Source organism: Mycobacterium sp., assembly GCF_002863225.1.
Taxonomy (GTDB): domain Bacteria; phylum Actinomycetota; class Actinomycetes; order Mycobacteriales; family Mycobacteriaceae; genus Mycobacterium.
This window is the reverse complement of record NZ_PKEK01000005.1, coordinates 12822-37780: the sequence shown is the minus strand read 5'-3', so window position 1 is coordinate 37780 and position 24959 is coordinate 12822. Positions and strand designations below refer to the sequence as shown.

Annotated in this window: 26 protein-coding genes; 11 read left to right on the top strand and 15 right to left on the bottom strand. The window is 66.4% G+C overall.

Annotated features, from left to right (window positions below; genetic code table 11):
- Positions 1-80: 80 nt before the first annotated feature.
- The 3 genes from CYU59_RS00565 to CYU59_RS00555 all read left to right on the top strand — a co-directional run bounded on the left by CYU59_RS00565 (position 81) and on the right by CYU59_RS00555 (position 3561).
- Positions 81-911, top strand: a complete 831-nt coding sequence (locus CYU59_RS00565) for an acyl-ACP desaturase (protein WP_292974773.1) — start codon at positions 81-83, stop codon at positions 909-911.
- Between the two features lie 433 nt (positions 912-1344).
- The gene (locus tag CYU59_RS00560; protein WP_292974812.1) at positions 1345-2640 is read left to right on the top strand and encodes a PhoH family protein; all 1296 of its coding nucleotides are present in this window, start codon (positions 1345-1347) and stop codon (positions 2638-2640) included.
- 36 nt (positions 2641-2676) lie between these two features.
- A complete protein-coding gene (locus CYU59_RS00555; RefSeq protein ID WP_292974772.1) occupies positions 2677-3561 on the top strand; it encodes a polysaccharide deacetylase family protein in 885 nt (294 codons plus the stop codon).
- Positions 3562-3604: 43 nt separating this feature from the next.
- Here the strand turns inward: CYU59_RS00555 and CYU59_RS00550 are convergent, their stop codons facing one another.
- Genes CYU59_RS00550 through glpX form a run of 3 tightly spaced genes read right to left on the bottom strand, consistent with a single transcriptional unit; the run spans position 3605 to position 6526 of the window.
- On the bottom strand, positions 3605-4069 hold the full coding sequence (locus tag CYU59_RS00550) for an ester cyclase (protein WP_292974771.1): 465 nt from the start codon (positions 4067-4069) through the stop codon (positions 3605-3607).
- 2 nt (positions 4070-4071) lie between these two features.
- A complete protein-coding gene (locus CYU59_RS00545) occupies positions 4072-5472 on the bottom strand; it encodes a class II fumarate hydratase (RefSeq protein ID WP_292974770.1) in 1401 nt (466 codons plus the stop codon).
- A gap of 25 nt (positions 5473-5497) precedes the next feature.
- Entirely contained in the window at positions 5498-6526 is a 1029-nt protein-coding gene (gene glpX, locus CYU59_RS00540) for a class II fructose-bisphosphatase (RefSeq protein ID WP_292974811.1), read from the bottom strand.
- A gap of 112 nt (positions 6527-6638) precedes the next feature.
- On the opposite strand from glpX, the gene CYU59_RS00535 reads away from it, so the two are divergent.
- Positions 6639-7310, top strand: coding sequence for a DUF4245 domain-containing protein (locus CYU59_RS00535; protein ID WP_292974769.1), 672 nt, complete (start codon positions 6639-6641; stop codon positions 7308-7310).
- On the top strand, positions 7307-8104 hold the full coding sequence (locus tag CYU59_RS00530) for a dienelactone hydrolase family protein (RefSeq protein ID WP_292974768.1): 798 nt from the start codon (positions 7307-7309) through the stop codon (positions 8102-8104). Before CYU59_RS00535 ends, CYU59_RS00530 begins: the two co-directional genes overlap by 4 nt.
- Here the strand turns inward: CYU59_RS00530 and CYU59_RS00525 are convergent.
- From CYU59_RS00525 to CYU59_RS00495, 7 genes are all read right to left on the bottom strand, one after another.
- Positions 8085-8927, bottom strand: coding sequence for an SDR family oxidoreductase (locus CYU59_RS00525; protein WP_292974767.1), 843 nt, complete (start codon positions 8925-8927; stop codon positions 8085-8087). The two genes, CYU59_RS00530 and CYU59_RS00525, sit on opposite strands and share 20 nt — an antisense overlap.
- Positions 8924-9679, bottom strand: a complete 756-nt coding sequence (locus tag CYU59_RS00520) for an SDR family NAD(P)-dependent oxidoreductase (protein WP_292974766.1) — start codon at positions 9677-9679, stop codon at positions 8924-8926. The genes CYU59_RS00525 and CYU59_RS00520 overlap by 4 nt, the downstream gene beginning before the upstream one ends.
- Positions 9676-10752, bottom strand: a complete 1077-nt coding sequence (locus tag CYU59_RS00515) for an NAD(P)-dependent oxidoreductase (RefSeq protein ID WP_292974765.1) — start codon at positions 10750-10752, stop codon at positions 9676-9678. Before CYU59_RS00515 ends, CYU59_RS00520 begins: the two co-directional genes overlap by 4 nt.
- Positions 10753-10789: 37 nt before the next feature.
- Positions 10790-11908, bottom strand: coding sequence for an NAD-dependent epimerase/dehydratase family protein (locus CYU59_RS00510; protein WP_292974764.1), 1119 nt, complete (start codon positions 11906-11908; stop codon positions 10790-10792).
- 63 nt (positions 11909-11971) lie between these two features.
- Positions 11972-12235: an exodeoxyribonuclease VII small subunit gene (locus tag CYU59_RS00505; RefSeq protein ID WP_292974763.1), complete on the bottom strand. Its 264-nt coding sequence runs from the start codon at positions 12233-12235 to the stop codon at positions 11972-11974.
- Positions 12189-13463 carry an exodeoxyribonuclease VII large subunit gene (gene xseA, locus CYU59_RS00500; protein ID WP_292974762.1) on the bottom strand — a complete coding sequence of 425 codons (1275 nt, stop codon included), beginning with the start codon at positions 13461-13463 and terminating at the stop codon, positions 12189-12191. The genes CYU59_RS00505 and xseA overlap by 47 nt, the downstream gene beginning before the upstream one ends.
- Positions 13460-14020, bottom strand: a complete 561-nt coding sequence (locus tag CYU59_RS00495; RefSeq protein ID WP_292974761.1) for a lipid droplet-associated protein — start codon at positions 14018-14020, stop codon at positions 13460-13462. Before CYU59_RS00495 ends, xseA begins: the two co-directional genes overlap by 4 nt.
- Positions 14021-14107: 87 nt before the next feature.
- Here CYU59_RS00495 and CYU59_RS00490 point away from each other — a divergent pair, with 87 nt between their 5' ends.
- Positions 14108-15112 (top strand): 4-hydroxy-3-methylbut-2-enyl diphosphate reductase, encoded by a 1005-nt coding sequence (locus CYU59_RS00490; protein ID WP_292974760.1) that lies wholly within the window; start codon positions 14108-14110, stop codon positions 15110-15112.
- A gap of 13 nt (positions 15113-15125) precedes the next feature.
- On the opposite strand, the gene CYU59_RS00485 is transcribed toward CYU59_RS00490, so the two are convergent.
- Positions 15126-16205: a DUF6542 domain-containing protein gene (locus tag CYU59_RS00485; protein ID WP_292974759.1), complete on the bottom strand. Its 1080-nt coding sequence runs from the start codon at positions 16203-16205 to the stop codon at positions 15126-15128.
- Positions 16206-16292: 87 nt separating this feature from the next.
- On the opposite strand from CYU59_RS00485, the gene ychF reads away from it, so the two are divergent.
- Complete coding sequence (gene ychF, locus CYU59_RS00480) at positions 16293-17366, top strand: redox-regulated ATPase YchF (protein ID WP_292974758.1); 1074 nt, start codon at positions 16293-16295, stop codon at positions 17364-17366.
- A gap of 165 nt (positions 17367-17531) precedes the next feature.
- Here the strand turns inward: ychF and CYU59_RS00475 are convergent, their stop codons facing one another.
- The 3 genes from CYU59_RS00475 to CYU59_RS00465 are packed head-to-tail and all read right to left on the bottom strand — an operon-like array spanning position 17532 to position 20912.
- A complete protein-coding gene (locus CYU59_RS00475) occupies positions 17532-18905 on the bottom strand; it encodes an FAD-dependent oxidoreductase (RefSeq protein WP_292974757.1) in 1374 nt (457 codons plus the stop codon).
- 44 nt (positions 18906-18949) lie between these two features.
- Positions 18950-19642, bottom strand: coding sequence for a transporter (locus tag CYU59_RS00470; RefSeq protein WP_292974756.1), 693 nt, complete (start codon positions 19640-19642; stop codon positions 18950-18952).
- A 13-nt stretch (positions 19643-19655) separates the two neighbouring features.
- Entirely contained in the window at positions 19656-20912 is a 1257-nt protein-coding gene (locus tag CYU59_RS00465) for a saccharopine dehydrogenase NADP-binding domain-containing protein (protein ID WP_292974755.1), read from the bottom strand.
- A gap of 80 nt (positions 20913-20992) precedes the next feature.
- Between CYU59_RS00465 and CYU59_RS00460 the strand changes: the two genes are divergently transcribed.
- The 4 genes from CYU59_RS00460 to CYU59_RS00445 all read left to right on the top strand — a co-directional run bounded on the left by CYU59_RS00460 (position 20993) and on the right by CYU59_RS00445 (position 23980).
- Positions 20993-21628, top strand: coding sequence for a TetR/AcrR family transcriptional regulator (locus CYU59_RS00460; protein ID WP_292974754.1), 636 nt, complete (start codon positions 20993-20995; stop codon positions 21626-21628).
- A 186-nt stretch (positions 21629-21814) separates the two neighbouring features.
- Positions 21815-22330 (top strand): ATP-binding protein, encoded by a 516-nt coding sequence (locus CYU59_RS00455; protein WP_292974810.1) that lies wholly within the window; start codon positions 21815-21817, stop codon positions 22328-22330.
- Positions 22327-22620 (top strand): antibiotic biosynthesis monooxygenase, encoded by a 294-nt coding sequence (locus CYU59_RS00450; protein ID WP_292974753.1) that lies wholly within the window; start codon positions 22327-22329, stop codon positions 22618-22620. The genes CYU59_RS00455 and CYU59_RS00450 overlap by 4 nt, the downstream gene beginning before the upstream one ends.
- Positions 22621-23086: 466 nt before the next feature.
- Positions 23087-23980 carry a PE-PPE domain-containing protein gene (locus tag CYU59_RS00445; protein ID WP_292974752.1) on the top strand — a complete coding sequence of 298 codons (894 nt, stop codon included), beginning with the start codon at positions 23087-23089 and terminating at the stop codon, positions 23978-23980.
- On the opposite strand, the gene CYU59_RS00440 is transcribed toward CYU59_RS00445, so the two are convergent.
- The gene (locus CYU59_RS00440; protein ID WP_292974751.1) at positions 23977-24924 is read right to left on the bottom strand and encodes a peroxiredoxin; all 948 of its coding nucleotides are present in this window, start codon (positions 24922-24924) and stop codon (positions 23977-23979) included. The genes CYU59_RS00445 and CYU59_RS00440 overlap by 4 nt on opposite strands.
- Positions 24925-24959: the final 35 nt, after the last annotated feature.

The window sequence follows — 24959 nt, the reverse complement described above, 5'->3', positions numbered from 1 at the left end:
ACGTAGGCCGTAGCGCGGCCTGAAATCGCCCAGCGTGGCGGATTTTACGATATCTGTGTACGCGGGTTATATTAACTTTTATGGCAGTCAAACCCGTTGCTGACGCACTGATGATCGAGCTGGAGCCGGTGGTCGGGGAGAATCTGGATCGTCACCTCGGTACCGAGCAGGTCTGGTTCGCCCACGACTTCGTGCCGTTCGAGCAGGGGCAGAACTTCGCTTTTCTCGGCGGGCGGGACTGGGATTCCTCGCAGGTGACTCTGCCCAAGCCCATCACCGATGCGTGCGAAATCCTGCTGATCGACAAAGACAACGTCGCCGGTTATCACCGCGAGTTCGTCGAGCACTTCATCCTCGAAGACATGTGGGGTCAGTGGATCGGCCGCTGGACCGCCGAGGAGCACCTGCATGCGATCGCGCTGCGCGAGTACTTCGTCGTGACTCGCGAGATCGATCCGGTCGCCAATGAAGACGTCCGCTTCGAGCACGTATCGGTGAAGGGGTATCGCGCCGACCACTTCTCCAAGACCGAGACACTGGTTTTTATGGCTCTTTTCGAGGGCTCGCGCGCGGTGTTCTGCAACAACCTGGCGGCACAGATCGAGGAGCCGGTGCTGGCGGGTCTGATCACCCACATCGCCCGCGACGAGGTGCGGCACGAGGAGTTCTTCGGCAACCTCGTCGCGCACCTACTGAGCTATCGCCGGGACGAGACGATCGCCGCGATCGCCGCGCGCGCGGCCGAGATCGACGTCGTCGGCGCCGACATCGACGCCTACGCCGACAAGGTGCGAATCGTCGCCGAGGCAGGGATTTTCGGCCCGGAGCAACTCCGGAAGGTCATCTCCGACCGCATCATCGCCTGGGGCGTGGCCGACGAGCCCGCGCTGCGGCAGTTCGTCATCAGTTAGCCGCACATCGTCGTCGGCGGGGCTTTTTGCGCCGCTCCTCCGTCCCTCTCGGATCGGGCTGCGCCCTTCCGCATCGTCACCGGCGGGCCTTGTTGCGCCGCTCCTCCTCATCGCGCTTCGCGCTCTGCATCGTCGTCGGCGCGCCTGCACGGCGCGGATGCGCAGACGCGGGTACCGTCGCTTTCGATGGCTAGCGACATGCTCTGCTATCCGGGCGGCGCCTCTCGACTCAACCTCGGAAGGACCGCCGGCCCCGGTCCTTGCGCCGCGGCCCCCGCCGATTCGTCCGTGCGGGCCGCACGGGCATCTAGCCCGGTGCGAAAGCCTCGTGCGCATGGGTGGCTGTGGGGCCACCACCCGCATGTGGCAGCGAGCCGGGCGATGAGCTCGAGGAGCGCTCGTGACTGATTCGCCGGCGGTTTCGCAGGACTCCATCAGGACTTACGTGCTCGACACGTCGGTGCTGCTGTCTGATCCCTGGGCCTGCTCCCGCTTCGCCGAACACGAAGTGGTGGTTCCGCTGGTGGTGATCAGTGAGTTGGAGGCCAAGCGTCACCACCACGAGCTCGGCTGGTTCGCCCGCCAGGCTCTGCGTTTGTTCGACGACCTGCGCATCGAGCACGGGCGACTCGATCAGCCCATTCCCGTTGGGACACAAGGCGGTACGCTGCACGTCGAGCTCAACCACAGCGACCCTTCGGTGCTGCCCGCCGGATTCCGCACCGACACCAACGACTCCCGGATCCTGTGCTGCGCGGCCAACCTCGCCGCGGAGGGCAAGCGAGTCACGTTGGTCAGCAAGGATATTCCGCTGCGCGTGAAGGCCGGCGCGGTGGGTCTGCCCGCCGACGAATACCACGCCCAGGACGTCGTGGTGTCCGGCTGGACGGGTATGACCGAACTGGAGACCAGCGCCGACGACATCGACGCGCTGTTCGCCGACGGCGAAGTCGACCTCGAGGCCGCACGAGACGTGCCGTGCCACACCGGTATTCGACTGCTCGCCGGAAGTTCACACGCCCTTGGCCGGGTGAACGCCCACAAGAAGGTCCAACTGGTTCGCGGCGACCGTGAGGTGTTCGGGCTGCGCGGCCGCTCCGCCGAACAACGGGTCGCCCTCGATCTGCTGCTCGACGAGTCGGTCGGCATCGTCTCGCTCGGCGGCAAAGCCGGCACCGGCAAGTCGGCGTTGGCGCTGTGCGCGGGCCTGGAGGCCGTGCTGGAGCGCCGCACCCAGCGCAAGGTGGTGGTGTTCCGCCCGCTGTATGCGGTCGGCGGCCAGGAACTCGGCTACCTGCCCGGCAGCGAGAGCGAGAAGATGGGCCCGTGGGCCCAGGCCGTCTTCGACACTCTCGAAGGTCTGGCCAGCCCAGCGGTGCTCGAGGAGGTGCTGTCCCGCGGCATGCTCGAGGTGCTGCCGCTGACCCACATCCGCGGTCGCTCGCTGCACGACTCGTTCGTGATCGTCGACGAGGCCCAGTCGCTGGAGCGCAACGTACTGCTGACCGTGCTGTCGCGACTTGGCGCCGGATCGCGGGTGGTGCTCACCCACGACGTCGCCCAGCGTGACAACCTGCGCGTCGGCCGGCACGACGGCGTCGCGGCGGTGGTCGAAAAGCTCAAGGGCCACCCGTTGTTCGCGCACATCACGTTGCTGCGTAGCGAGCGGTCGCCGATCGCCGCGCTGGTCACCGAGATGCTCGAAGAGATCAGCGGCGCCCCGGTGTAATTCGGGCCGGCACTCCGGCGCGGGTAGGCTTCGGCCGTGCCGAAACGACCCGACAGCCAGAAGTGGCGGTACCTGCGTACCGTCGCCGGCGTCGCGGCCGCCGCGGTCATCGTGGCGGTCGGAGCCTTCACCGGGCACGTCCGGTTCGCCCACGCCAACGACGAGGTGGACTGCGCACAGGTCAAGTGTGTGGCGCTCACCTTCGACGACGGGCCGACGCCGTTCACCGACCGGTTGCTGGGCATCCTGAAGGCCAACAACGCCAAGGCGACATTCTTCGAGATCGGCAACAAGGTCGCGGCCAACCCGGCCGGCGCCAAGCGGGTGGTCGAGGCCGGCATGGAACTCGGCAGCCATACCTGGGAACACCCCAACATGACGACGCTGCCGCCCGCCGATGTGCCGAGTCAGTTCTCCCGCGCCACCGACGCGATCGTCGCGGCGACCGGGGTGACGCCGAAGCTGTGGCGGCCGCCGGGCGGGTTGACCAACGCCGCGGTCAACGACCAGGCCGCCAAAGCCGGCCAGGCGGCCATCCTGTGGGACGTCATTCCTTTCGACTGGATCAACGACTCCAACACCGGCGCCAGCAGATTCCTGCTGTTCACCCAGATCAAGCCGGGCTCGGTGGTGCTGATGCACGACACCTACTCCAGCACAGTCGATCTCGTCGAGCAGTTCATCCCGGTGCTCAAGGCCAACAACTACCACCTGGTGACGGTCAGTCAGCTGCTCGGATCGCGGGCGCCGGGCAGTGTCTACGGGTCGCGGGAGAACGGCCCGCCGGCCAATGCGCTGCACGACATTCCGGCCTCGGAGATCCCGTCGTTGCCGAACACGCCGTCGCCGCCGCCGATGCCGAACTTCCCGATCACCGATGTGGCAGGCCAGAACTCGGGCGGACCGAACAACGGCAGCTAGGCCGAGGCCGTGCGGGTCCCGTGCATGAGCTGCACAGCCCGGCTCACTGTCCCGGCAGATCGCCCGTCGCGGCCAGCGCCAACAGCTCACCTCGGCCGATCTGGGTCACCAGGCTGGCGCTGTCGAAGTAGATGCGTTCGTTGGTGATCCGCTCGCCGTCGAAGAAGAACACCGCGATGATCGGTACCCGGAAAGCCTTGCCGGTAGGCGGCATTCCGTAGAACTCGCCGAGATTGGTTCCCAGCAAATCGAATTCGGTGATCACCGTGTCGTCGGTGAAGTGGAACCGCACGTTGTCGTGCCGCTGGTCGGGAAACGCCGTCCGGGTGGTCAGGTAGTAGTTCATGACCTCGTCGTCGCCGTCGAAAACCTGACCGGTGGCCATGATCTCGTAGCGGGGGTGCCCGTTGAACGTGGCCAGGGTGCGATCGAACTCCTTGGTCACCTCGGTGTTCATGTGCTCTTCGATGAGCGCGAGGCGGCGTTGACGGAGTCCGTCGTCGAGCATGGCTACTCCTCGGTGACCTTGGCCATCGCAAGCACGTCGAGACGGCGGTCGAGTTCTTCCTCGGACAGTTTGTCACCGATCAACCCGCGGTCGATGACGGTTTGCCGAATGGTCTTCTTCTCCTTGAGCGCCTGCTTGGCCACCGCGGCGGCCTCCTCGTAGCCGATCGCCGAGTTCAGCGGCGTGACGATCGACGGCGACGACTCGGCCAGCTCCTTCAGGTGATCCTCGTTGGCCTTCAGGCCGACGATGCAGCGCTCGGCGAACAGTGTCGAGACGTTGGTCAGCAGCTTGAATGACTCGAGAACGTTGCGGGCCATCATCGGGATGTAGACGTTCAACTCGAACGCACCCGACAACCCGCCGACCGCGACGGCGGCGTCGTTGCCGATCACCTGTGCGGCCACCTGTGTAACCGCCTCGGGCAGAACGGGATTGACCTTGCCCGGCATGATCGAGCTACCCGGTTGCAGGTCCGGCAGCTGGATCTCGCCCAGACCGGTCAACGGGCCGGAGCCCATCCAGCGCACATCGTTGGCGATCTTGGTCAGCGACACCGCGATGGTACGCAGTGCACCGGACGCCTCGACCAGTCCGTCGCGGGCGGCTTGAGCCTCGAAAGAGTTTGACGCGGTGCGCAATTCGTCCAAACCGGTCTGGGTGACCAGCACCTGCACCACCTTGGCGCCGAATCCGTCGGGGGCGTTGAGGCCGGTGCCGACCGCGGTTCCGCCGATCGCCAGCTCGCCCAGCCGGGGCAGCGTCGCGCGCACCCGCTCGATGCCGGCTTCGATCTGGCGGGCGTACCCGGAGAACTCCTGGCCCAGCGTCACCGGGACCGCGTCCATCAGGTGGGTGCGGCCCGACTTGACCACGGTGTGCCACTCGCGGGCCTTGCCGGCCAACGCGTCGTGCAGCACCTGCAGTGCCGGAATGAGATGGCGCACAGCGGCTTCGGTGGAAGCGATGTGGGTGGCAGTCGGGAAGGTGTCATTGGACGACTGCGACATGTTGACGTCGTCGTTGGGGTGCACGGACACGCCGTTGGCGCCGGCAATGGACGCGATCACCTCGTTGGTGTTCATGTTGGAACTGGTGCCCGAGCCGGTCTGGAACACGTCGATCGGGAACTGGTCGTCGTGCTTGCCGTCGGCGATCTCGGCGGCGGCCGCGATGATCGCGTCGGCCTTCTCGGCGTCCAGCAGCCCGAGATCCTTGTTCACCTGGGCACAAGCGCCCTTCAGCAGGCCGAGGGCGCGGATCTGGGTGCGCTCCAGGCCGCGACCGGAGATCGGGAAGTTCTCCACGGCACGCTGAGTCTGGGCTCGCCACAACGCTTTTGCGGGTACCCGGACCTCGCCCATGGTGTCGTGCTCGATGCGGTACTCGGTGTCGTCTGCCACAGGGGCGCTCCTCGGTGAGTGGTGGTCAGGGGAGGGGATACGCGGCGCTGCTGTCGCCGGTGAAGTCGATCGCGGAGTATTCGTTGAGCTTGGCCAGCCGGTGGAAGCCCTCGACCATCCGTAGCGTGCCGGACTTGGACCGCATCACGATCGACTGCGTGGTGCAGCCGCCCGGCTCGTAGCGCACGCCCTTGAGCAGGTCGCCGTCGGTGACGCCGGTGGCGCAGAAGAAGACGTTCTCACCCGCCACCAGGTCACGCACCGTCAGCACCGCGTCGAGGTCGTAGCCGGCGTCGAGCGCTTTCTGCCGCTCGGCGTCATCGGTCGGCGCCAGCTGCGCCTGCAATTCGCCGCCCATGCAGCGGATCGCCGCGGCCGCGATGATGCCCTCCGGGGTACCGCCGATTCCGGCCAGCATGTCGGTGCCCGAGCCGGGCCGGCAGGCCGAGATCGCCCCGGCCACGTCACCGTCGGTGATCAGCCGGATCCGGGCGCCGGTCGCGCGGGCGTCCTTGATCAGCTGGTCGTGCCGAGGCCGGTCCAGGATGCAGACCGTCATGTCCGGCACCGACAGGCCCTTGACCTTAGCCACCGCGCGGATGTTGTCGGCGATCGGCGCGGTGATGTCCAGAACGTGGGCGGCATCCGGCCCGACGGCGATCTTGTTCATGTAGAACACCGCCGACGGGTCGAACATCGCGCCACGGTCGGCCACCGCGAGCACCGAGATGGCGTTGGGCATGCCCTTGCTCATCAGCGTGGTGCCGTCCACCGGGTCCACCGCGAAGTCGCATTCCGGGCCGTCACCGTTGCCGACCTGTTCGCCGTTGTAGAGCATCGGCGCTTCGTCTTTTTCACCCTCGCCGATCACCACGACGCCACGCATCGACACCGAGTTCACCAGCTGGCGAATGGCATCGACAGCCGCGCCGTCGCCGCCTTCCTTGTCGCCGCGGCCCACCCAGCGGCCGGCGGCCATGGCGCCTGCCTCGGTGACCCGGACGAGTTCGAGGGCGAGGTTGCGGTCCGGGGCCTCACGGCGGCTGGCGCCCACCGTCGGCGACGACGAGCCGTCTTCGGGCGGCGAGGAGGCAACGGCGCGATCACTCATGACTGCCGATTGTCCCAGAGGCGGCTTCCCGCTCGGGAGCTGGGATACTCGAGTTGTGACCTCAGAGCTACCGCCCTCGGCTGAACAGCCGCGGCCATCGGCAAAACCGGCCAAGCCCCGGTTGCTGCAGGACGGCCGGGACATGTTCTGGTCGATCGCCCCGCTCGTGGTCGCCTGCATCGTGCTGGCCGGGGTGGCAGGAATGTGCTCGTTCTCCCCGAGCGGGATCAACCGTGGCCCGGTGCCCGCCTACAACGCCTCCGGCGCCCTGAATGCCGACGCGCAGGCGCTGGGGTTTCCGGTCCGGTTACCTCAGCTACCGCCGGGCTGGCAGGCCAACTCGGGCGGGCGCGGTGGCATCTCCGACGGCCGCACCGACCCCTCGACCGGACAGAAGCTGCGCGCGGTCACCTCGACGATCGGCTACATCAGCCCGGGCGGAATGTATCTGAGCCTGACTCAGAGCAACGCCGACGAGAACAAGCTGGTCGGCGCGATTCACCCGTCGATGTTCCCCAACGGCACCGTCGACGTGAACGGCACCCGCTGGATCACCTATCAGGGTGACGGTGTCGAGCCGGTGTGGACGACGCGGCTGAACAGCCCGGTCGGTCCGGCCCAGATCGGCATCAGCGGTGCCGGCACTCCCGACGAGTTTCGTACGCTGGCGGCGGCCACCCAGTCGCAGCCACCGCTGCCGGCGCATCGACAGGAGAAGCATTCATGAGCGCACCCGTTGCCGACCTCACAGGCTGGACTGCGGAGCCGTTCACCGGCGGCGGATACACCCACGATGTCTATCGCCGCGGCGACGGGCCCGGCGTCGTGCTGATCCCTGAAATCCCGGGCATCCACCCCGGCGTGCTGGGTCTGGGAAACCACTTGGTGGACAACGGTTTCACCGTCGCGATCCCGTCGCTGTTCGGCGAGCCGGGTCGCGGCAAGGATCCCGCCTACCTCGCCGCCAGCATCGCGCGCGCCTGTGTGGCACGCGAATTCGCGGCGTTGGCGACCAACAAACAACGGCCGGTGGCGGTCTACCTGCGGGCGCTGGCTCGCGACCTGAACAAGTCGACGCCGGGCAAGGGCGTCGGGGTGATCGGGGAATGTTTCACCGGCGGCTTCGCGCTGGCGGCCGCGGTCGACGACAGCGTGCTCGCGCCTGTGCTCAGCCAGCCGTCGGTGCCGTTTCCGCTGACGCCGCGCCAGCGGCGCGACGCCGGCGTGAGCGACCTGGAGTTGAACGCGTTCAAGGACCGTGCCGTCAACGAGGGACTGTGCGCGATCGGGCTGAGGTTCAGCGAGGACAGGTTGGCGCCGGGCGAGCGGTTCAAGACGCTCAAGGACCGCCTGGGCGACGCGTTCGAGGTGATCGAAATCGACTCCAAACCCGGCAACGCGCACGGGTTCTCACGGCTGGCGCACTCGGTGCTGACCGACGAGGTGCGCGAGGTCAACGGGCAGCCGGCCTACGAGGCGCGCAAGCGGGTCGTCGAGTTCTTCAACGAGCGGCTGCGTTAGCAGCCTGGCGCTTGCGCTGGTCGGCGATGAATCGGATCGACATGCGCTGCAACAGGTTCGGCGCCAGCCGGGCGAACACCCAGGAAGCGTAGGCCTGCCGGGGCTTGACCAACAGCGCCTTGTTGCGGGTGATCGCCCGCAACGTGTCGACGGCCAATGTGTCAGCGCTGTAGGCATTCTTCATGCCCTGCCCACGCAGGTAATAGTCGCGGCCGACGAAGCCGCCGATCGCTCCCTTGTCCAGGATCGGGGTTTCGACGGCGCCGGGGCACACCGCCAGCACGCCGACGCCGCGTGAGACGGCTTCCGAGCGCAGGGCCAGCGACAGCCCGACGATCGCGTGCTTGGTCGTCACGTAGCTGGTGATCTGACCGGCCGCGGCCAGCCCGGCCATCGACGCGGTGTTGACGATGTGTCCGTCGCCCTGCCGCAGCATCACCGGGTAGGCGGCGGTCACCCCGTGCACGACGCCGCGGATGTTGACGTCGATGATCGCGTTCCACTGCTCCAGCGTCAGCAGTTCGGTGTCACCGCCCCAAGCGATTCCGGCGTTGTTGAACATCAGGTCGAGGCGTCCGGCGCGGGCCACCACGCCGTCGACGGCGGCCTGGACCGCGGCCGGGTCGGTGACATCAAGGGTGGCCGACGTCGCGGTGCCCGGACCCGCCAGCCCCTCGGCGGTGCGGGCCGCGGCGGCGCCGTCGACGTCGGTGCAGAGCACGTCCGCGCCCGCGGCGACCAGCGCCCGGCACAGTGCCGCACCGATGCCCGAGCCCGCGCCGGTGACGATCGCCTGCCTGCCGGTGAAGTCTTTGAAAGTCATTGCTCCGCAAGCTTCATGATGTGGCCCATCAGGTCGGGATAGCGCTTCATGTGGGCGCCGCCGTTGATGTCGAGCACTTCGCCGGTCAGCCATGGCGCCTTGCACAGGAACAGCACGGCGTCGGCGATGTCCTCCGGTGTGCCGGCCCGGCCCAGCGGCGTGTTCTCGACGTACTCCTCGACGATGCCGGGGATCAGGGCGGCCGCCTCGGTGAGCGGGGTGTGGACGAATCCGGGCGCGACGGCATTGACCCGAATGCCCTGCGGCGCAAGCTCGAGCGCGGCAACCTGGGTCAGCATCGACAGGCCGGCCTTCGCGGCGCAGTAGGCGCTCATCGCCGCGGCGGGCTGGCGCCCGTTCAGCGAGCTGATCGACACCAGGGCACCGCCGTCGCGTAGCTGCGGGGCGGCGTGCTTGATCACCAGGAAGGCGCCGTTGAGACAGACGTCGACGACCCCGCGGAAGTCTTCGGCGGCCAGTTCGGTGATCAGTCCTAGTGCGCTGTAACCCGCGGTGTTGACCACGATGTCGAGCGCCCCTGCCTCGGCGAACAGTGTTCGCACCGAGTCCTCGTCGGTGACCTCGACCGTCGCGGCGCTGTGCGGATCACCGAGTTCGGTTGCGACGCAACGTGCTCCGTCGGCATTGCGGTCGGCGACGATCACCCGGCACCCGTCGGCGGCCAGCGCGTGCGCAACTGCCTTGCCGATGCCCGAGGCGCCGCCGACGACGACGGCACTGCGATCGGTCATCGGTGTTGCCCGTCAGAGGAGTGTGGCCACTTGGCATCGACGACGCCCCATGGGTCGGCGTAGCGGCCCGGGTGACGGTGATACGGCGAACGGCGCTTCAGCAGAGCGTGGGTCAGCGGGGCGATCACCCGCGCCGGATGACGCCGCCAGCCCATCCGCGCGGCGGTCTCGGTCAGCAATTGCGGCCACGAAATCCGCTGGAAATCCAGAACTTTCGCCGAGTGTGTGGTGTCCATCCAGTCGGTGGCGAACCAGTCGGTGTCGCTGTCCGGATCACCCCTGCGGCCGATCGGGATGCCGCCGACCAGGCCCATCGCGGCCGCGATCGACTGGGCGATGTCACCCTGCACCAACCGGTGCGACTCGTCACCACCGATCAGCAGCGTCTCACCGACGACCGGCGCGGTGGTCGCCGCGATGAAGGCCCGCGCGACGTCGCGCACGTCGACGGTCTGGATGCGTCCGTCGATCGGCAGCGACGCTTCGAAGTAGATGGTGTCCAGATCGAGGTCGAACTGCGGATCAGAGGTGAGCACACCGCCCAGTCGCAACACCACCCACTCCAGCGCCGACGCCCGCACCAGCGTCTCGGCCTCGGCCTTGTGGCTGCCGTAGATGTCCGAGGGTCGCAGCGGGGTGTCGGCGGTGAGCAGGTCGCTGATGCGGTGCGGATTGCGGGGTCCGTAGGCCGCGATGCTCGAGGCCTGCACGAACCGCGGCGGGTTCGGCAGCGCGGCGGCGGCGTCGAGCAGCAGTCTGGTCGCGTCCACGTTCACCCGACGGGCCAGCTCCGGCCGGGCGTAGCAGACCGGCGGGATGATCGCGGCGAGGTGGATGATCACTGTCGGTGAAACCTCTTGCAGCAGTTGGGAAACCGCGTCGGGATCGGTGAGGTCGGCCCAGTGCACCTCGGTCGAGGGCATCGCCTCGGCCGCCTTGCGATTGGCAGGCACGTCGAGGTCGGTGGCGATCACGTGAGGTCCTTCGACCATGAGCTGGCGAACGGTCTCCGAGCCGACGAGCCCGAACGCACCGGTGACCAGAATCCGCTTCGCATCGTCGCCGGCGCGCATGGCGCATTACGCTACACGCCGACTCGGAACAGCTCGGTTATTCCGCGACCGCGGGTGCGACGACGGCCACCGGCGCGGGCTTGGCCGCGGCCTTCATCCGGTCGAACAATTCGGTGTAGTACGGCAGGCACTCGACCATCGCCTGCTCGGTGGTGAACAACGGCCGGTAGCCGAGATCGCGGGTGGCCTTGGCCACCGAGAAGTAGTTGTCCAGATACAGCCGCTCGACGGCCAACGGTTCCAGCGGCGGCTGGGGGAGCCCGAATCGGAAATGCAGCCGCTGCCAACCCAGCATTGCAGCGCGCACCGCGGCGCCGGAGATGCGCAGTCGCGGCAGCCGCTGCCCGCACGCCGCCACCACCGGGCGGGCGAATTCGAACATGTTGATGGGCTCGGCGTCGTTGATGAAGTAGGCCTGCCCCGGGGCCGTCCCGCCCGGGACCAGATGCTGCGCGGCCAGGATGAATCCGTGAATCAGGTTGTGCACGTAGGAGTTGTCCAGCCGTGCGGACTTGCGGCCGACCAGCACCTTGACGTGGCCGGCCAGCACACTTTCGAAAACTTTGCGGAACATCGTCTGATCGCCGCGGCCCCAGATCCCGCTCGGGCGGATCGCACAGGTCAGCAGCTCGTCAATGCCGTTCTGGGACAGCACGAATCGCTCGGCGACGACCTTCGTCTCGGTGTAGAGATCGGCGAAGCGATCGGTGTAGGGCAGCGTCTCGTCGCCACCCGCGATGGGCCGGCCACCCATCACCACGCTGTTGGACGACGTGTAGACGAATCGCCTGACGCCGGCGGCCTGAGCGGCGTGCACCAGGTTCTTGGTGCCCTCGACGTTCACGGCGAAGCTGCGCTGGCGGTATTCGTCGGTCACCGAAGCGCCGCCCATCAACTCGATCAGCGCCGCGGTGTGGAACACCGTGTCGATCCCGGCCACCGCGGCGGCGACGACGTCCCGGTCGCAGATGTCGCCCTGCAGCACGTCCAAGCCGGGTTGCGCCTGCAGCGGCGACGGCGCCCGATCGAACGATCGCACCTGATGACCCTGATTCAGCAGGGTGGTCACCAGGTTCGCGCCGACGAATCCCGAGCCGCCGGTGACCAGCACCCGGCCGAGATGGGCGGTCGGCGTGGTGGTGGAGTCTTCAGTCATGCCGCCGAGGATAACTGAAACGTGTTCCAGTTTCGAATGAACGCCGAAGAAATGCTTGCGCCGTCAAGAATCCTGCGCGTCGCCGGCGGCCAACGCGTCGGCTACTCGCTGGCGTGCTCCAGCTAAGTGCTCTTCGCAACGTTTGGCCAGCTGCTCGCCTCTTTCCCAAAGCTGCAGCGATGCGTCGAGGTCCAGCCCTCCTTGCTCGAGCAGCCGGACCACCTCGATCAGCTCGTCGCGGCATTGCTCGTAACCGAGCTGACTAATAGGCGTCACTTCGTCATCTGCCATCGGCTGGTCCCTCACTCGTCGCCGCGATCGCGCCATCACCGACCCGTACCCGCAGCCGGCTCCCCGCAGGTGCGTCATCGACGTTCCGCAGCACCGCTGCCGAACCATCGGCGCCGACCCTCTGGACCACGGCGTAACCCCGCGCCAGGGTGGCCGCCGGTCCCAGTGTCGTCAAGCGGGCCGACAGATGACCGACGCGTTCGGCCTGCACATCGATCAGCCGGGTGATGTCCCGGCGTACCGCGGACCGGGCCCGGTGAATCTCGTCGGCGCGCGTAGCCAGCGCCGCCAACGGCTCGGCCAGCACCGGCCGACTGCGCAACTGTGCGAGCACCCGCTCCTCACGGCCCACCCAGTTGCGCAGCGCCTGCGCGCTACGCCGCCGCAGATCGTCGAGCAGATGCTGCTCGGCGACGGTGTCGGGGACGATCCGTTTGGCTGCGTCGGTCGGGGTGGCGGCGCGCAGGTCGGCGACCAGGTCGCACAGCGGGTTGTCCGGCTCATGGCCGACCGCGCTGACCACCGGCGTACGGCACGCGGCGATGGCCCGGCAGAGTGTCTCGTCGGAGAACGGCAACAGGTCCTCGACGCTGCCGCCACCGCGAGCCAACACGATGACGTCCACTGAGGCGTCAGAATCCAAGTCGCGCAACGCCTTGACGATCTGCGACACCGCCGTCGGCCCCTGCACCGCGGTGTTGCGGACGACGAACTGCACGGCCGGCCACCGCGTGGCGGCGACGGTTGTCACGTCGTGCTCGGCCGCACTGGCCCGGCCGGTGATCAGGCCGATCATGTTGGGCAGGAACGGAATCGGGCGCTTGAGCCGCGGGTCGAACAACCCCTCGGCGGCCAACAGTTGACGCAGCCGCTCGATACGGGCCAACAGCTCGCCGATTCCGACCGCGCGTATTTCGCTGAGCCGCAACGTGAGAGTGCCGCGGCCGGTGAAGAAGTTCGGCTTCCCGCAGACCACGACCTGCACGCCCTCGACGAGCTTGACGGGCGCGCCGTCGACCAGGCTGCGCGGCGCGGTCACGCTCAGCGACATGTCGGCCGCCGGATCGCGCAACACCATGAAGACGGTCCGGGCGCCCGGCCGGATGTTGATCTGGGTGAGCTGACCCTCGACCCAGACCACGCCCAGCTTGTCGATCCAGGCGGCGATCCGGGTCGCGACCGCGCGAACCGGAAACGGTTCATCGGCCGAATTGGCCGACTTGGCCGATCGTTGAGCCCGAGCCTCCGCGGGGTTTCCGGTCACTTCGCCGTCGCGCGCGTGATCCTGTTGGCAAGCAGCGTCTGGAACGGGGCACGGCCCTTGGTGGCCTCCTCGTAGGCCAGCAGGGTCTCCAGCTCGGTGACATCGAGTGACTGCAGCCTTGCCCGCAGCTGGGCCAGGGTCAGCTGCTCGTAGTCCAGTTCCTCGACCACCGCAGGCGCCGACTCGGTCGACTGCTTCGCCGGCTTCGCGACGGGTCGGTTGTCGCCCGGCTCAGGCTGGGAGTACAGCGCGAACCGGCCCTCGGCGCGACGTTCCGGGTCAGGTGCCGGGCCGTCGTCGCCGTCGTCGGAGACGTCCTCGTCGAACGTCGCCCACTCCGGCTGCTCGTCCTTGGGCGGGAAGATCTGCTCCAGGGTGGCGTCGCCCTTGATCACCAGTTCGGCGACGTTCTGCTGGAAGCGCATCACAACGTGCGCGGCCGTGCTGGCCAGCGTCATCGGATACATCAGGATGGTTTTCGGGAGGCGAATCGTCTCCTCGACAGCCATCGTCGCGGCGCCGACCAGCAGCCGAACCCCATAAGGTGCAGTACCCATGCCGTCAAGCCTGCCTTAACCGGCGGACAACTCCAAGCTGAGCGCGCGAGTTGGCTAGCCCCAGCCGCCGGAAAGTACCCTGGTCGCATGCCACCAACTGTGAACATGGGCATTCCGGGCGCGACCGCTGCGGTAGCCGAACCGGTCACCGGTAAACGGGTGCTGCTGGCCGAGCCGCGCGGATACTGCGCCGGCGTCGATCGCGCCGTCGAGACCGTCGAACGTGCGCTGGAAAAGCATGGCGCGCCGGTCTACGTGCGGCACGAGATCGTGCACAACGTCCACGTCGTCGAGACGCTCGCCAAGGCCGGCGCAATCTTCGTCGACGAGACCGACGAGGTTCCCGAGGGTTCCATCGTGGTCTTCTCCGCCCATGGCGTCGCGCCGACCGTGCACACCACGGCTGCCGAGCGCCAGTTGAAGGTCATCGACGCGACCTGCCCGCTGGTCACCAAGGTGCACAACGAAGCGAAACGCTTCGCCCGCGCCGACTACGACATCCTGCTGATCGGCCACGAGGGCCACGAGGAGGTCGTCGGGACCGCCGGCGAAGCCCCCGACCACGTGCAGCTGGTCGACGGGCCGAGCGCGGTCGACGCGGTGACGGTCCGCGACGAGGACAAAGTCATCTGGCTGTCGCAGACCACCCTGTCGGTCGACGAGACGATGGAAACCGTGCAGCGGCTGCGGGCCCGCTTCCCGAAGCTGCAGGACCCACCCAGCGACGACATCTGCTACGCGACGCAGAACCGTCAGGTCGCGGTGAAGGCGATGGCGCCGGAATGCGACCTGGTGATCGTCGTCGGCTCGCAGAACTCGTCGAACTCGGTGCGGTTGGTCGAGGTTGCGCTCGGCGCCGGGGCTGACGCCTCACACCTGGTCGACTACGCCGACGACATCGATCCGGCGTGGCTGGAAGGCGTCACCACGGTCGGGGTCACGTCCGGCGCGTCGGTGCCCGAGGTGCTGGTGCGAGGCGTGCTGGAGCGGTTGGCCGAGCACGGCTACGACGTGGTGCAACCGGTGACCACCGCCAACGAGACTCTGGTGTTCGCGCTGCCCCGAGAGATCAGGCAGCCCCGCAGCTCCTAAGCGGTCCGACGAACTAGTCGTCGAAGTCCCAGTCGGCCGACGGCTTGCGCGGTCGGCGCGGGCGTCCGTTGCCCGGCTCGTCGCCGCCGGACGCCCGGTACCTGACCTGTGAGATCGGGTGATGGTTCGGGCCGGCCCCGTTCGAGGAGGGCCGACGCCGCGGCCGGGGCGCGGGAGCGTCCAACGGCTCGGCCGGCTCGTAGGCGTCGAACCGGCTGCTGCTGCGAGTGGCCGATCGGGCCCGGCGTGCGGCCGGATCGCGCCGGACGTCCCGTGACGGACGACCGCGCTGTTCTGGATCGCGCGGCTGACGGCTGCTTCGGCGCGGGGGCTCGCTGGCATCGAATTCGCCGGCCGGGCGACGCCGGCGGGCCCGGTCGCGGGTCGGCTCGTCGTCGTCGATCGGGGGACGCGGTCGCCGGGTGCGCGTCGACCCTGCCGGACGCCTACCGTTCCTGCGCTCGGCTGACGGGCGTGCGGACCGCTCCACCGCGTGCTCGAGGCGCGGGCGCGGCCGGGTGGGCCGATCCGGCGTCTCGTCGACCGTGGAGTCGCGGTTGAACAGCGCGACCAACTTCGCGACCACACCGACCCGGCCGCTGTCAGCGGTGTCGGAGGCCTCGGCGGATTCGTCGGATTCGCTGACGTCGGCCTCGCTGGTGTCGAATCTGCCCAGCAGCCATCGGATCAGGCCGATCAGCAGCACGCCGGCCGAGGTGAGCAGCATCAACGGGAAGCGCTCGATCAAGGGGTAACCGCAGTTGATCACCAGGTCTTTGACGCCGGTGAACTTGGCGCCGTGGAACAGGAAGTAAGCACCGGGAACAGCGACGAACAGGATCAGCGGAGGCTGGATGACGGCGGTGAAGACGCCGGCCTGCTGGACGGCGAGCACCGCGGCCACGCACCCTAATACGTACAGCCCGGCGAAGACGATGGTCAGGTCTTTGCCGGAGCCCGCGTCGAACGCAAAGCCGACCGCGACTCCGGTGACCGCTATGAGGATCGCGGCCCACCACGGCACGCCGTGAATACCTGGGACGATCGAGCGGTCATCCGCTGCCACCGCCGACCGGGCCCGCTGTTGTGACACATGTCGACCGTACCGGCTGGACGTCGAAAGACGCGTAACGACCTCGTTAGCAATACCTGGGCGCGCCACTCCTACACTTGATTCCCTGTGAGCCTCAGCCTCGGGATCGTGGGTCTGCCGAATGTCGGCAAATCGACCCTGTTCAACGCGTTGACCAGAAACAACGTGGTCGCCGCGAACTACCCTTTCGCGACCATCGAGCCGAATGAAGGCGTGGTGCCGCTGCCCGACCCGCGGCTGACCAAACTCGCCGAACTGTTCGTTTCCGAGAAGATCGTGCCGGCGCCGGTCACGTTCGTCGACATCGCCGGAATCGTGAAAGGCGCCTCCGAGGGCGCGGGTCTGGGCAACAAATTCCTGGCCAACATCCGCGAATGCGACGCCATCTGTCAGGTGGTTCGGGTGTTCGCCGACGACGACGTGGTGCACGTCGACGGCAAGGTGGACCCGAGCGCCGACATCGAGGTGATCGAAACGGAGCTGATCCTGGCTGACCTCCAGACGTTGGAGAAGGCCGTTCCGCGGCTCGAGAAGGAAGCCCGCAACAACAAGGAGCGCAAGCCGCTGCTCGATGCGGCCGTCGCCGCGGAGGCAGTGCTGGATTCGGGCAAGACTCTGTTCGCTGCGGGCGTCGACGCGTCGCTGCTGCGCGAGCTGAACCTGATGACCACCAAGCCGTTTCTCTATGTGTTCAACGCCGACGAGTCGGTGCTGACGGACGAGGCCCGCAAGACCGAGCTGCGCGCACTGGTCGCGCCCGCCGACGCGGTCTTTCTTGACGCCAAGATCGAATCCGAGCTGATCGAGCTGGACGAGGAGTCTGCCGCCGAGTTGCTCGAGTCGATCGGCCAGACCGAGCGTGGCTTGGATGCGTTGGCGCGAGCCGGTTTTCACACCTTGAAGCTGCAGACCTACCTGACCGCCGGGCCAAAAGAGTCGCGGGCGTGGACAATTCACCAGGGCGACACCGCGCCGAAGGCGGCCGGGGTGATTCACACCGACTTCGAAAAGGGCTTCATCAAAGCCGAAATCGTGTCCTACGACGACCTGATCGCCGCGGGTTCGATGGCGTCGGCCAAGGCGGCCGGCAAGGTGCGCATGGAGGGCAAGGATTACGTGATGGCCGACGGCGACGTGGTGGAGTTCCGCTTCAACGTCTGAGGTAGTAGCTCAGCTCAGCAATGGTTTCGCAATTGTTGGTCAGCAGACGGTCCGAAGTTTGGTCTGGCCGGACCCCGTGAACTGTTCCACGGCGAACGGAGATCGTTGTTCGGTGAGTACACGGGACCGCGCAGAGGGCTGGGGGCGGGTGATGGCGAGCCAGCCTCACAGGTTGAGCGGCCGTAGCTGCTGCTGGACCTCGTGCGCGGCGCGCTCTGCGGCACGCACGGCGCCTTCCAGGTAGGACTCGAATTCCGTCGAGGATTCTGCTCCGGCCCAGTGAATTCGACCGACGGGGGCTTGTCCGGCGTCGGTGCAGCTGGTGATGACGCCGGGAGTGCGGATGCCGGCAACGCCGGCGATCCACGGTTGGTCGATCCACGAGTGTTCGAGGTAGTTGGTGGGGTTGCGGGCTTGACTGCCGAAGATGGTGACCAGATCGTCGACGAAGGCCGCGCGCCGTGCGTCTTTGTTGTCGAGCACAGCGTCGGGGGCCGTCAGCCCGGGGCCGGCGCTGGCGGTACCCACGAATGACACGATGATGCCGACGCTCGCGTCGGGTGGCGAGTTATCGGCGATGAAATGGGCGACGGGTAGGTCGGTGATGGCCGATCCGCTGAGTCCTTGGTCGCGCCAGAATGGACGGTCGTAGACGGCGAAGATCTTGCGTTCGAGTCCGTTACGCCACGCGCGCTGAAGTTTCGTCCGGCGTGTCGGGAGGTCGGGCGAGAAGGTGATGCGCTGGGCGTCAGCGGGTGTCATGGCGACGATGACGTGTTGGCAGGTGAGCGTCCTTGAGGGTGTGGCGATCCGAACGCGGTCTGCGAGTTGCTCGATGCGTGTCACCGGTGAATTCAGGAACAGTCGGTCTTCGATGAGACCCGCGAGAGCGTCGGTGATCTGTTGCGTACCGCCGACCACTCGCGTCTCTTGAGCACCGTCGGCGGTGCTGATCATGAACTGGATACCTCCAGAAGTCCTGATTTGGTGCAGCGCTTTCAGTAGGGAAACCTGATGCGGTTCCTCAGCGAACGGCATCGTGAAGCCGATGTCGAAGAGGTGACGCGATTCGGCGATGCGGGAGTTGGCATCCAACCAATGGCCCAGGGTCGTCGAATCCCACGCGACAGCTTTGGGAGCCTCCCACGGTCGGTCGATGGGCACTTTCTTGGCCATCCACTCCAGCCGGGTGCTGGCCTGGGCGAAATCCGCTAACGCCAGCGGGCTTATCGACGGTACCGATCCACGAAACGTCTTGCGCTTGCCGCGGTGAAGGTAGATCGTCTTGCCCTCGGTGTACGTGGGGAATGTGGACAACCCGAGTTCGTCGATCAGCGCGAACATCCGATCGTGCAGGGGCCCTATCCATTGGCCACCGCCTTCGGTAATCACGCCGTCGGCGACTGCAAGGTTGAGCAACCGTCCGCCGGCGCGATCGGATGCCTCGAGAACTATGACGGTGGCACCGCGTTCGGCGAGTCGGCGGGCGGCCGTCAGGCCCGAGATTCCCGCTCCGACGACCGCTACGTCGACATCCATCGATGACCTCTTCTCTGTCTTTGATGACGGGTGGTGCCTGGCGGTCACGGGTGAGGTTCGCGCGGTGCGGCCGATAGGGCGGCGGCGCTGCGATTGTGAGTGTCGAATGCCCGGTAGGCGCGGTACAGCGTGAACATCGCTAAGCCCCAGGTGAGCAACGCCAAGGTGTAGAAGAGCGTGCGGTTGGCGTCGTCGCCGGGGATGTGGACGAAGTCGTACATCCCGGCGATGACGATGTTGGCGGCGGTGCTCAGTGCGACCCACGCGGCGTGACCGCGTTCCCCGATCGCCCATAGCCGCGCGATGAAGTAGGCGAGATAGGTGGTGGTGAGTGCGGCGGTCACGAGGAAGACGATTTTGCCGGCGGTGCCGAGTGCGTCGGCGTAGTGGAACAAGATGAAGCCGGCCACGGCAGCCAGGGTGAACGCACCGAGATCCGTTGCGACGGACGGCTTGTAGCGGTGCGTGACCTTCATCAGGCCGAGGACCAGGATCAGGGTGAACCCAATGGAGCGGGAAAACGCGTCGAGGAAGTAGGCGATCGAATACATCGGACTGTCGTGGTCGCCGCCGAGGGCGCCGTAGATCAGGAAGTTCGTTCCCGAGGTCGCCATGATGAGCCATTCGATACCGAGCAGATAATTCCGATGGTGACGAATGAACTTGATTCCATAGACGAGGCCGACGGCGATCATCCAAACGTCGGCGAGCGCGAAGTGGAGTTCCTTGGAGAGCATGTCGTCTTCTGCTCTAGTGAGCGCTGTCGAGGATCTCGCTGCGCGGTGTGCCGACGCGTTCGAGCGCGGTATAGAAAAGTCCGGGGTCAGCCCAGTCTTCGGGGGTGAAAACCCCTGCGCGGGTTGCGGACTGGTCGTCGAGGGCGACGACCATGAAGGCGGCGCACGCGGTTCCTGTTGCGGCGGCCATATCGGTGAACAGGTAGGTGCCGGGCCCGCTGACCGGATTGCGGCGGGTGATCACCGCTGGCAGACCATCACGCATCCCGGTCACCTCGACTTTCACCCCCGATCGGTGGGGGAAGGTGTGGTTGACCGCTGCGAGTGCGAGGAACTTGATGATCTCGATGCGCGTGGCCTCACCGGTTCGCCTTAGGTTTCCCACCCCCGAAAGCGCGTGCCGCCAGCCTTTTATGCTGCCGAGCTTGTTCGTCAGGACGGCTTCAGCGAAGTCGACGGCGTCGTTCATGGTCATCTTCCCCCGCTGCACGGCGAGGCTGAGGCCGCGGGCCAGACCGTTGTAGGGCGCTGGATCTAGCCCGCCGAAGCAGCGAATGTTTTTGGCGTCGGGGTATTTTCGTGGCAGCGTGACCGGCTCTGGGTGCGCCGTCTCATGCACCATGGTCAGCCCCAGTCCGCCACCCATCTCCGTCCAGCGGGTCTCTAGCCAGGACTGATGTATGGCCGGTCCGCCGTTCACCCAGCTCAGGCAGGGTCCTGCTGCTACCCGGAACATGTGGTCGAGTACCGCGCGGCCGATCGATCCGCGTTCGTCACCGATGACCCAGTAGACGTCGATGTTCTCGACACTGTCGAGTTCGCCGGCGGCGTCGGCGGCGAGCACGTTGGTCATCCCTGGTGACAGTCCGCAGCCGATGTATATCGGCACGCCCGCTTCGCGCGCTTTGTCGTGTAGCGAGAGGGCGTGCACGGTGCTTTCGATGTCGTCGTCGAAGTCGAGATAGGGAACCTTGGCCTCGATGCACGCTTGCAACACGGGTCCGGCCGTGCGGTTGTACGGCCCGGCGCCAAGCACGACGAGCGCTGCGCCCTCGACGGCGGCGCGCAGCCCCTGCGAGTCGTACAGGTCCAGCTTTGACGCGCTCGCGCGGCCTGTGGGCAATTTCGCGACCAGAGGATCGAGTAAGTCAGGGCGGATGTCGTAGAGCGCGAGCTTCCAATGCCCCTCCGCGACCGCGAAGCGTTCGATCGCGACCCGGCACATCTCACCAGCGGCCCCAATGACGACGATCCTGCGAGCTGAGTCCATGTTCTCCACCATAAGTATTCAATTACGCTGTGTCAATGACGTCGTGTCATTGGAGATGTGTTTGCGTTAAGCTCCTTGGCATGGCTAGGCGGCCCAAGCATGACCCGAAGGAGTCCGAGCGCGAGATCCTCTCCGCTGCAGACGATTTACTTCGTGAGCAGCCGTTTCGCGAGCTCACCGTCGACGCGGTCATGACCCGGACCGGGCTCAAGCGTCCCGCGTTCTACGTGCATTTCCGCGACCGTCACGATCTGATGTTGCGGATATTCGAAAGGATCGCCGACGAAGTGTCAGCGATGATGGACCGCTGGCTTCAGGGCGACGACTTCGAGCGCGATGGCCGAGCATCAATACTCGGAATGGCCGAGGTCTACGCACGCCACGGCCACGTACTGCGCGCGCTCGGTGACGCGGCAGCGGGCGACAAGGCAGTCGAAGCTGCGTACAACAAGGTGGTCGAGCAATTCATCGATGCCACACGTAAACGCATCCTTGCCGAGCAGGCGTCCGGCCTGGTGCGCGCCGACCTCGACGCCGAGGAGACCGCCCGCGCGCTCGTCTCTCTCGACGAGCGCTACCTCCTGCGGTCAATCGTTGCTCAACCCTCGACCGATCCGCAGCGAGTCGCCGATGTGCTGGTGAACATCTGGTCTTCGACGCTGTACGGCCGACCAGTCGCCGGCCGTCACGCGCCTTCTCAAAGCGATACTCGCTGAAGGTCGCGACCGCAGAGGGCTCAATGCTTGACGGGCCGACCTGATGCGTCAACTGAGCCATGGCGACTATGCCGTCCCGCCCGATTGGCCATTGACCACAGGCTATTTCGGGTCCGTCGTCACGTCGCAGAGTTCCGCTTCAACGCCTGAGTTCGCCCGGCGCGACGATTGCTAGCGTTGCGGGCTGTGATCGTATGGCTCAACGGCACCCACGGCGTAGGGAAGACGACGACGAGTGCGCTTCTGCAGCCGCTGATCCCGGACTCCCGGGTGTTCGACGCCGAGAAGGTCGGCCAGACGCTGATGGACATCAAGCCGGGTCTGCCCGAGACCGACAACTTCCAGCACTGGCCCCCGTGGCGCCCGCTTGTCGTCGAGACCGCTCGGCGCGTACTCGACTACACCGGCGGCACCTTGGTGATGCCGATGACCGTGCTGGTCGAGCAGTACTGGCGCGAGATCAGCTCCGGCCTCGAGCAATACGGAATCCCGTTGCGGCACTTCGTCCTTCATGCCGATGACGAGATCCTGCGCGGGCGCATCGACAGCGATACACTTCTCGGCTCCTCGGCGTTCCGCCACGCGCATGTGGATGTGTACGCGGACGCGGCCCGCACCTGGCTGCACGCACAGGCCGACGTCGTCGACACCACGCACCTCACTCCAATCGAGTGCGCCGAGCAGATTCGTCGGCGACTATGACCGGCAACGACGAGTTGCCGTCGCAGGTCGCGCTCAGCGGGCAGCTCGTCTGCGCGAGTGACGAAGAGGTGGCCGTCGTACAACGGCATCTGCCGCAACACATCGACCTGACGCGTGCCGAGCCGGGATGCATCTCATTCGAGGTGCACCAGACCGATGACCGCTACGTCTGGCAGGTCGACGAGCGATTCGTCGACAGAGCGGCTTTGGATGCGCATCAGGCACGAGTCGCCGCCAGCAAATGGGGTGAGGTCACTGCCGGAATCGAACGCCGATACTCGATCCGTTGACTGCGCCCGAGGCGCGCTTTCGCACCGATCGAGCCGCGACATGGCCGAATTTCGGGTCAACATGACGGCTAACCGAACACGCGTCGAGCCCCGTTTTCGATGATTTTCGGCCCAACGGATACCTACGGTTTCCAGCCGTTATTTCCATGGATCGGTTTGCCCGTCCAACATTCTGGATCTTAGGTCTGATTCGATAGCCGACTAGCGGGCGCTGCTCGCTGTTTCCCCAGTTCGAAGGCGTTATTCAATTCGCCGGAAAAGCTTCAGACGGCATCAATAAGCCATTCAAAAAAGTCCGCAGGTTTAATTCTGATTCGCTTTACTCGCACAAAACTTGAGCGATAGCTTAGCTCTACCTGAGAAGTTTCACGGCATCCGCGGGGGTGTGTCGGACAGGCAGCAGCAGCCGTGCAGTTCGAACGCGGCACCACACCACCATCTGTGTTCTTGAAACCAAGGGGGACCGATGAAGAAAATGATTCTGGGCGCCGCATTATGCGGCGCGGGCATTGCATTGGCAGCGCCGGCAAACGCCGACAATGGCACCGACTGGTGGTCCGCCTTGACCGGCGACTGGTGGTCCGGGACGACGTCCGGCGCCGCCGACACCACCACCAACTTGCTGGGCGACTGGAGTAACGCCTTCAGCTGGCTGTTCGGTGTGCCCAGCGTGGAGGACGGCGCCGGCGCTCTGCTGGACGATCCCGACTTCCTGGAGGGATCAACGCACGCCCTCATCTTGGGCGCCACCGGCGTTCCGACACCGAATGCCGCCTACATCAGCGCCGCGATGAACCTCTACCTGTTCCCGAATGGATACGACGGCGATACCGCGACGACAATTGCGCTGACCACCCCGCAGACCACTGACTACGAAGCCAGTGTGGCCGAGGGCCAGCAGATTCTGATCAATGCGATCACCGCCGACTACGAAGCCGGAAACATGGGATGCGACGTTTCCGGCGTGTGCTCCGACCCGCTGACCATTTTCACGTATTCCCAGAGCGCCGCCATCGCCGCGCTCGCCCAAGAGCAGCTCTCCGATCAGGGAATCCCAAGCGACGCTTTACGTTTCGTGATGCTGGGGGCCAACCCACTCGGTGTTCCCACCGACCTGTTCCCGACCGAGATCTACAACATCGACGGCGACGCGTGGGCGGATCCCGGCTCGCTGGGCACGTCGTGGCAGGACATCTTCCTCGGCATGCAACTCCACGAGGCCTACCTCGGTCTGTCGGCGGAACAAATCGCCTCGGCCACAACCACGGTCGACGGCATGACGACCATCAACGAAATCGAGACGCTCACCATGACCGAGCTGTGGCAGGCACTGCTCAACGCCTATCCCGCGGGGGTCTAGGAGCTGGGTCGCAGGGCCCGCAGGCCGCGCAGTGTCCGTTCGATCAGTTCACGTCGTTCGTCGATCGGCATGGCGTCACCCTGTGGGGCGTGTACTCGCAGATATCCCTGTGCCGCAAGGTCATCGACCAGGAATCGGGTCGCGCCGAGTGGTAGTGACAGGGTGGAGGCAATCTCGGCGACCGAGGGGCTCTGCGCACACGACGTCAGGATCTGGCCCCGCACATCGTTTTTCCGCCAGCGCGGCGGCTTCGTTGCGGTGCCGAGAGCCTCGATCGGCGCTTCGAGGGCCAGGTCGACACCGGAATCGATCCGGCCCGTCGACAGTGTGAACGGTCGCACCAGGCTCGGCTCTTCGGCGGTCTCCGGCTCGGTGAACCAGTCTGTTTCGTCGTCGCGCAGCGGCGGTCGCGGCTGATGGCCCCGCAAGAACCGCAACGCCTCGTCGGCGTGCACCGACGCCCGCACTTCATTGGAGATGACCTTCAGAATGGTGCGGTCGGTGTCGATGACGAAAGTGACCCGCCTGACCGGTAGCAGCCGGGCGAGCACGCCGCGACGTCGCGTGTGCCGGCCTCGGCCGGATGCCTCGCGCGCCATGACGGATCTACGCAAAGACGCGAGCCTGCCGCGGCGCACACCGAACAGCTCGGACACCACACTGTCGGCGTCGGACAGCAGCGGATAGTCGAACGAGCGTTGCCGGGCGAAGTGGGCCTGCCGGTCGACGGTGTCGGTGCTGATGCCGACCCGCTGTGCGCCCACCCTGGCGAACTCGTCGCTCAGATTCCGGAAGTGACAGGCCTGGGCGGTGCAGATGGGAGAGGACGCCAGCGGGAAGAAGAACAGCGCAACCGGACCACCCGAGAGCAGCGCGGACAGTGTCCGAGGCCGACCGGTGTGGTCGTACAGGGTGAAGTCAGGCGCCCGATCGCCCGCGATCATCGGCAAAGACTAACGCGGGAAGCTCGGCGCGAAGC

What these genes read in the sequence shown, in the direction of transcription:
- CYU59_RS00565 (WP_292974773.1), top strand. Translation starts at nt 81, where the DNA reads ATGGCAGTCAAACCCGTTGCTGACGCACTGATGATCGAGCTGGAGCCG.
- CYU59_RS00550 (WP_292974771.1), bottom strand. Translation starts at nt 4,069, where the DNA reads ATGCTCGACGACGGACTCCGTCAACGCCGCCTCGCGCTCATCGAAGAG.
- CYU59_RS00530 (WP_292974768.1), top strand. Translation starts at nt 7,307, where the DNA reads ATGAGCGCACCCGTTGCCGACCTCACAGGCTGGACTGCGGAGCCGTTC.
- CYU59_RS00525 (WP_292974767.1), bottom strand. Translation starts at nt 8,927, where the DNA reads ATGACTTTCAAAGACTTCACCGGCAGGCAGGCGATCGTCACCGGCGCG.
- CYU59_RS00520 (WP_292974766.1), bottom strand. Translation starts at nt 9,679, where the DNA reads ATGACCGATCGCAGTGCCGTCGTCGTCGGCGGCGCCTCGGGCATCGGC.
- CYU59_RS00515 (WP_292974765.1), bottom strand. Translation starts at nt 10,752, where the DNA reads ATGCGCGCCGGCGACGATGCGAAGCGGATTCTGGTCACCGGTGCGTTC.
- CYU59_RS00510 (WP_292974764.1), bottom strand. Translation starts at nt 11,908, where the DNA reads ATGACTGAAGACTCCACCACCACGCCGACCGCCCATCTCGGCCGGGTG.
- CYU59_RS00505 (WP_292974763.1), bottom strand. Translation starts at nt 12,235, where the DNA reads ATGGCGCGATCGCGGCGACGAGTGAGGGACCAGCCGATGGCAGATGAC.
- CYU59_RS00495 (WP_292974761.1), bottom strand. Translation starts at nt 14,020, where the DNA reads ATGGGTACTGCACCTTATGGGGTTCGGCTGCTGGTCGGCGCCGCGACG.
- CYU59_RS00490 (WP_292974760.1), top strand. Translation starts at nt 14,108, where the DNA reads ATGCCACCAACTGTGAACATGGGCATTCCGGGCGCGACCGCTGCGGTA.
- CYU59_RS00475 (WP_292974757.1), bottom strand. Translation starts at nt 18,905, where the DNA reads ATGGATGTCGACGTAGCGGTCGTCGGAGCGGGAATCTCGGGCCTGACG.
- CYU59_RS00470 (WP_292974756.1), bottom strand. Translation starts at nt 19,642, where the DNA reads ATGCTCTCCAAGGAACTCCACTTCGCGCTCGCCGACGTTTGGATGATC.
- CYU59_RS00465 (WP_292974755.1), bottom strand. Translation starts at nt 20,912, where the DNA reads ATGGACTCAGCTCGCAGGATCGTCGTCATTGGGGCCGCTGGTGAGATG.
- CYU59_RS00460 (WP_292974754.1), top strand. Translation starts at nt 20,993, where the DNA reads ATGGCTAGGCGGCCCAAGCATGACCCGAAGGAGTCCGAGCGCGAGATC.
- CYU59_RS00450 (WP_292974753.1), top strand. Translation starts at nt 22,327, where the DNA reads ATGACCGGCAACGACGAGTTGCCGTCGCAGGTCGCGCTCAGCGGGCAG.
- CYU59_RS00445 (WP_292974752.1), top strand. Translation starts at nt 23,087, where the DNA reads ATGAAGAAAATGATTCTGGGCGCCGCATTATGCGGCGCGGGCATTGCA.
- CYU59_RS00440 (WP_292974751.1), bottom strand. Translation starts at nt 24,924, where the DNA reads ATGATCGCGGGCGATCGGGCGCCTGACTTCACCCTGTACGACCACACC.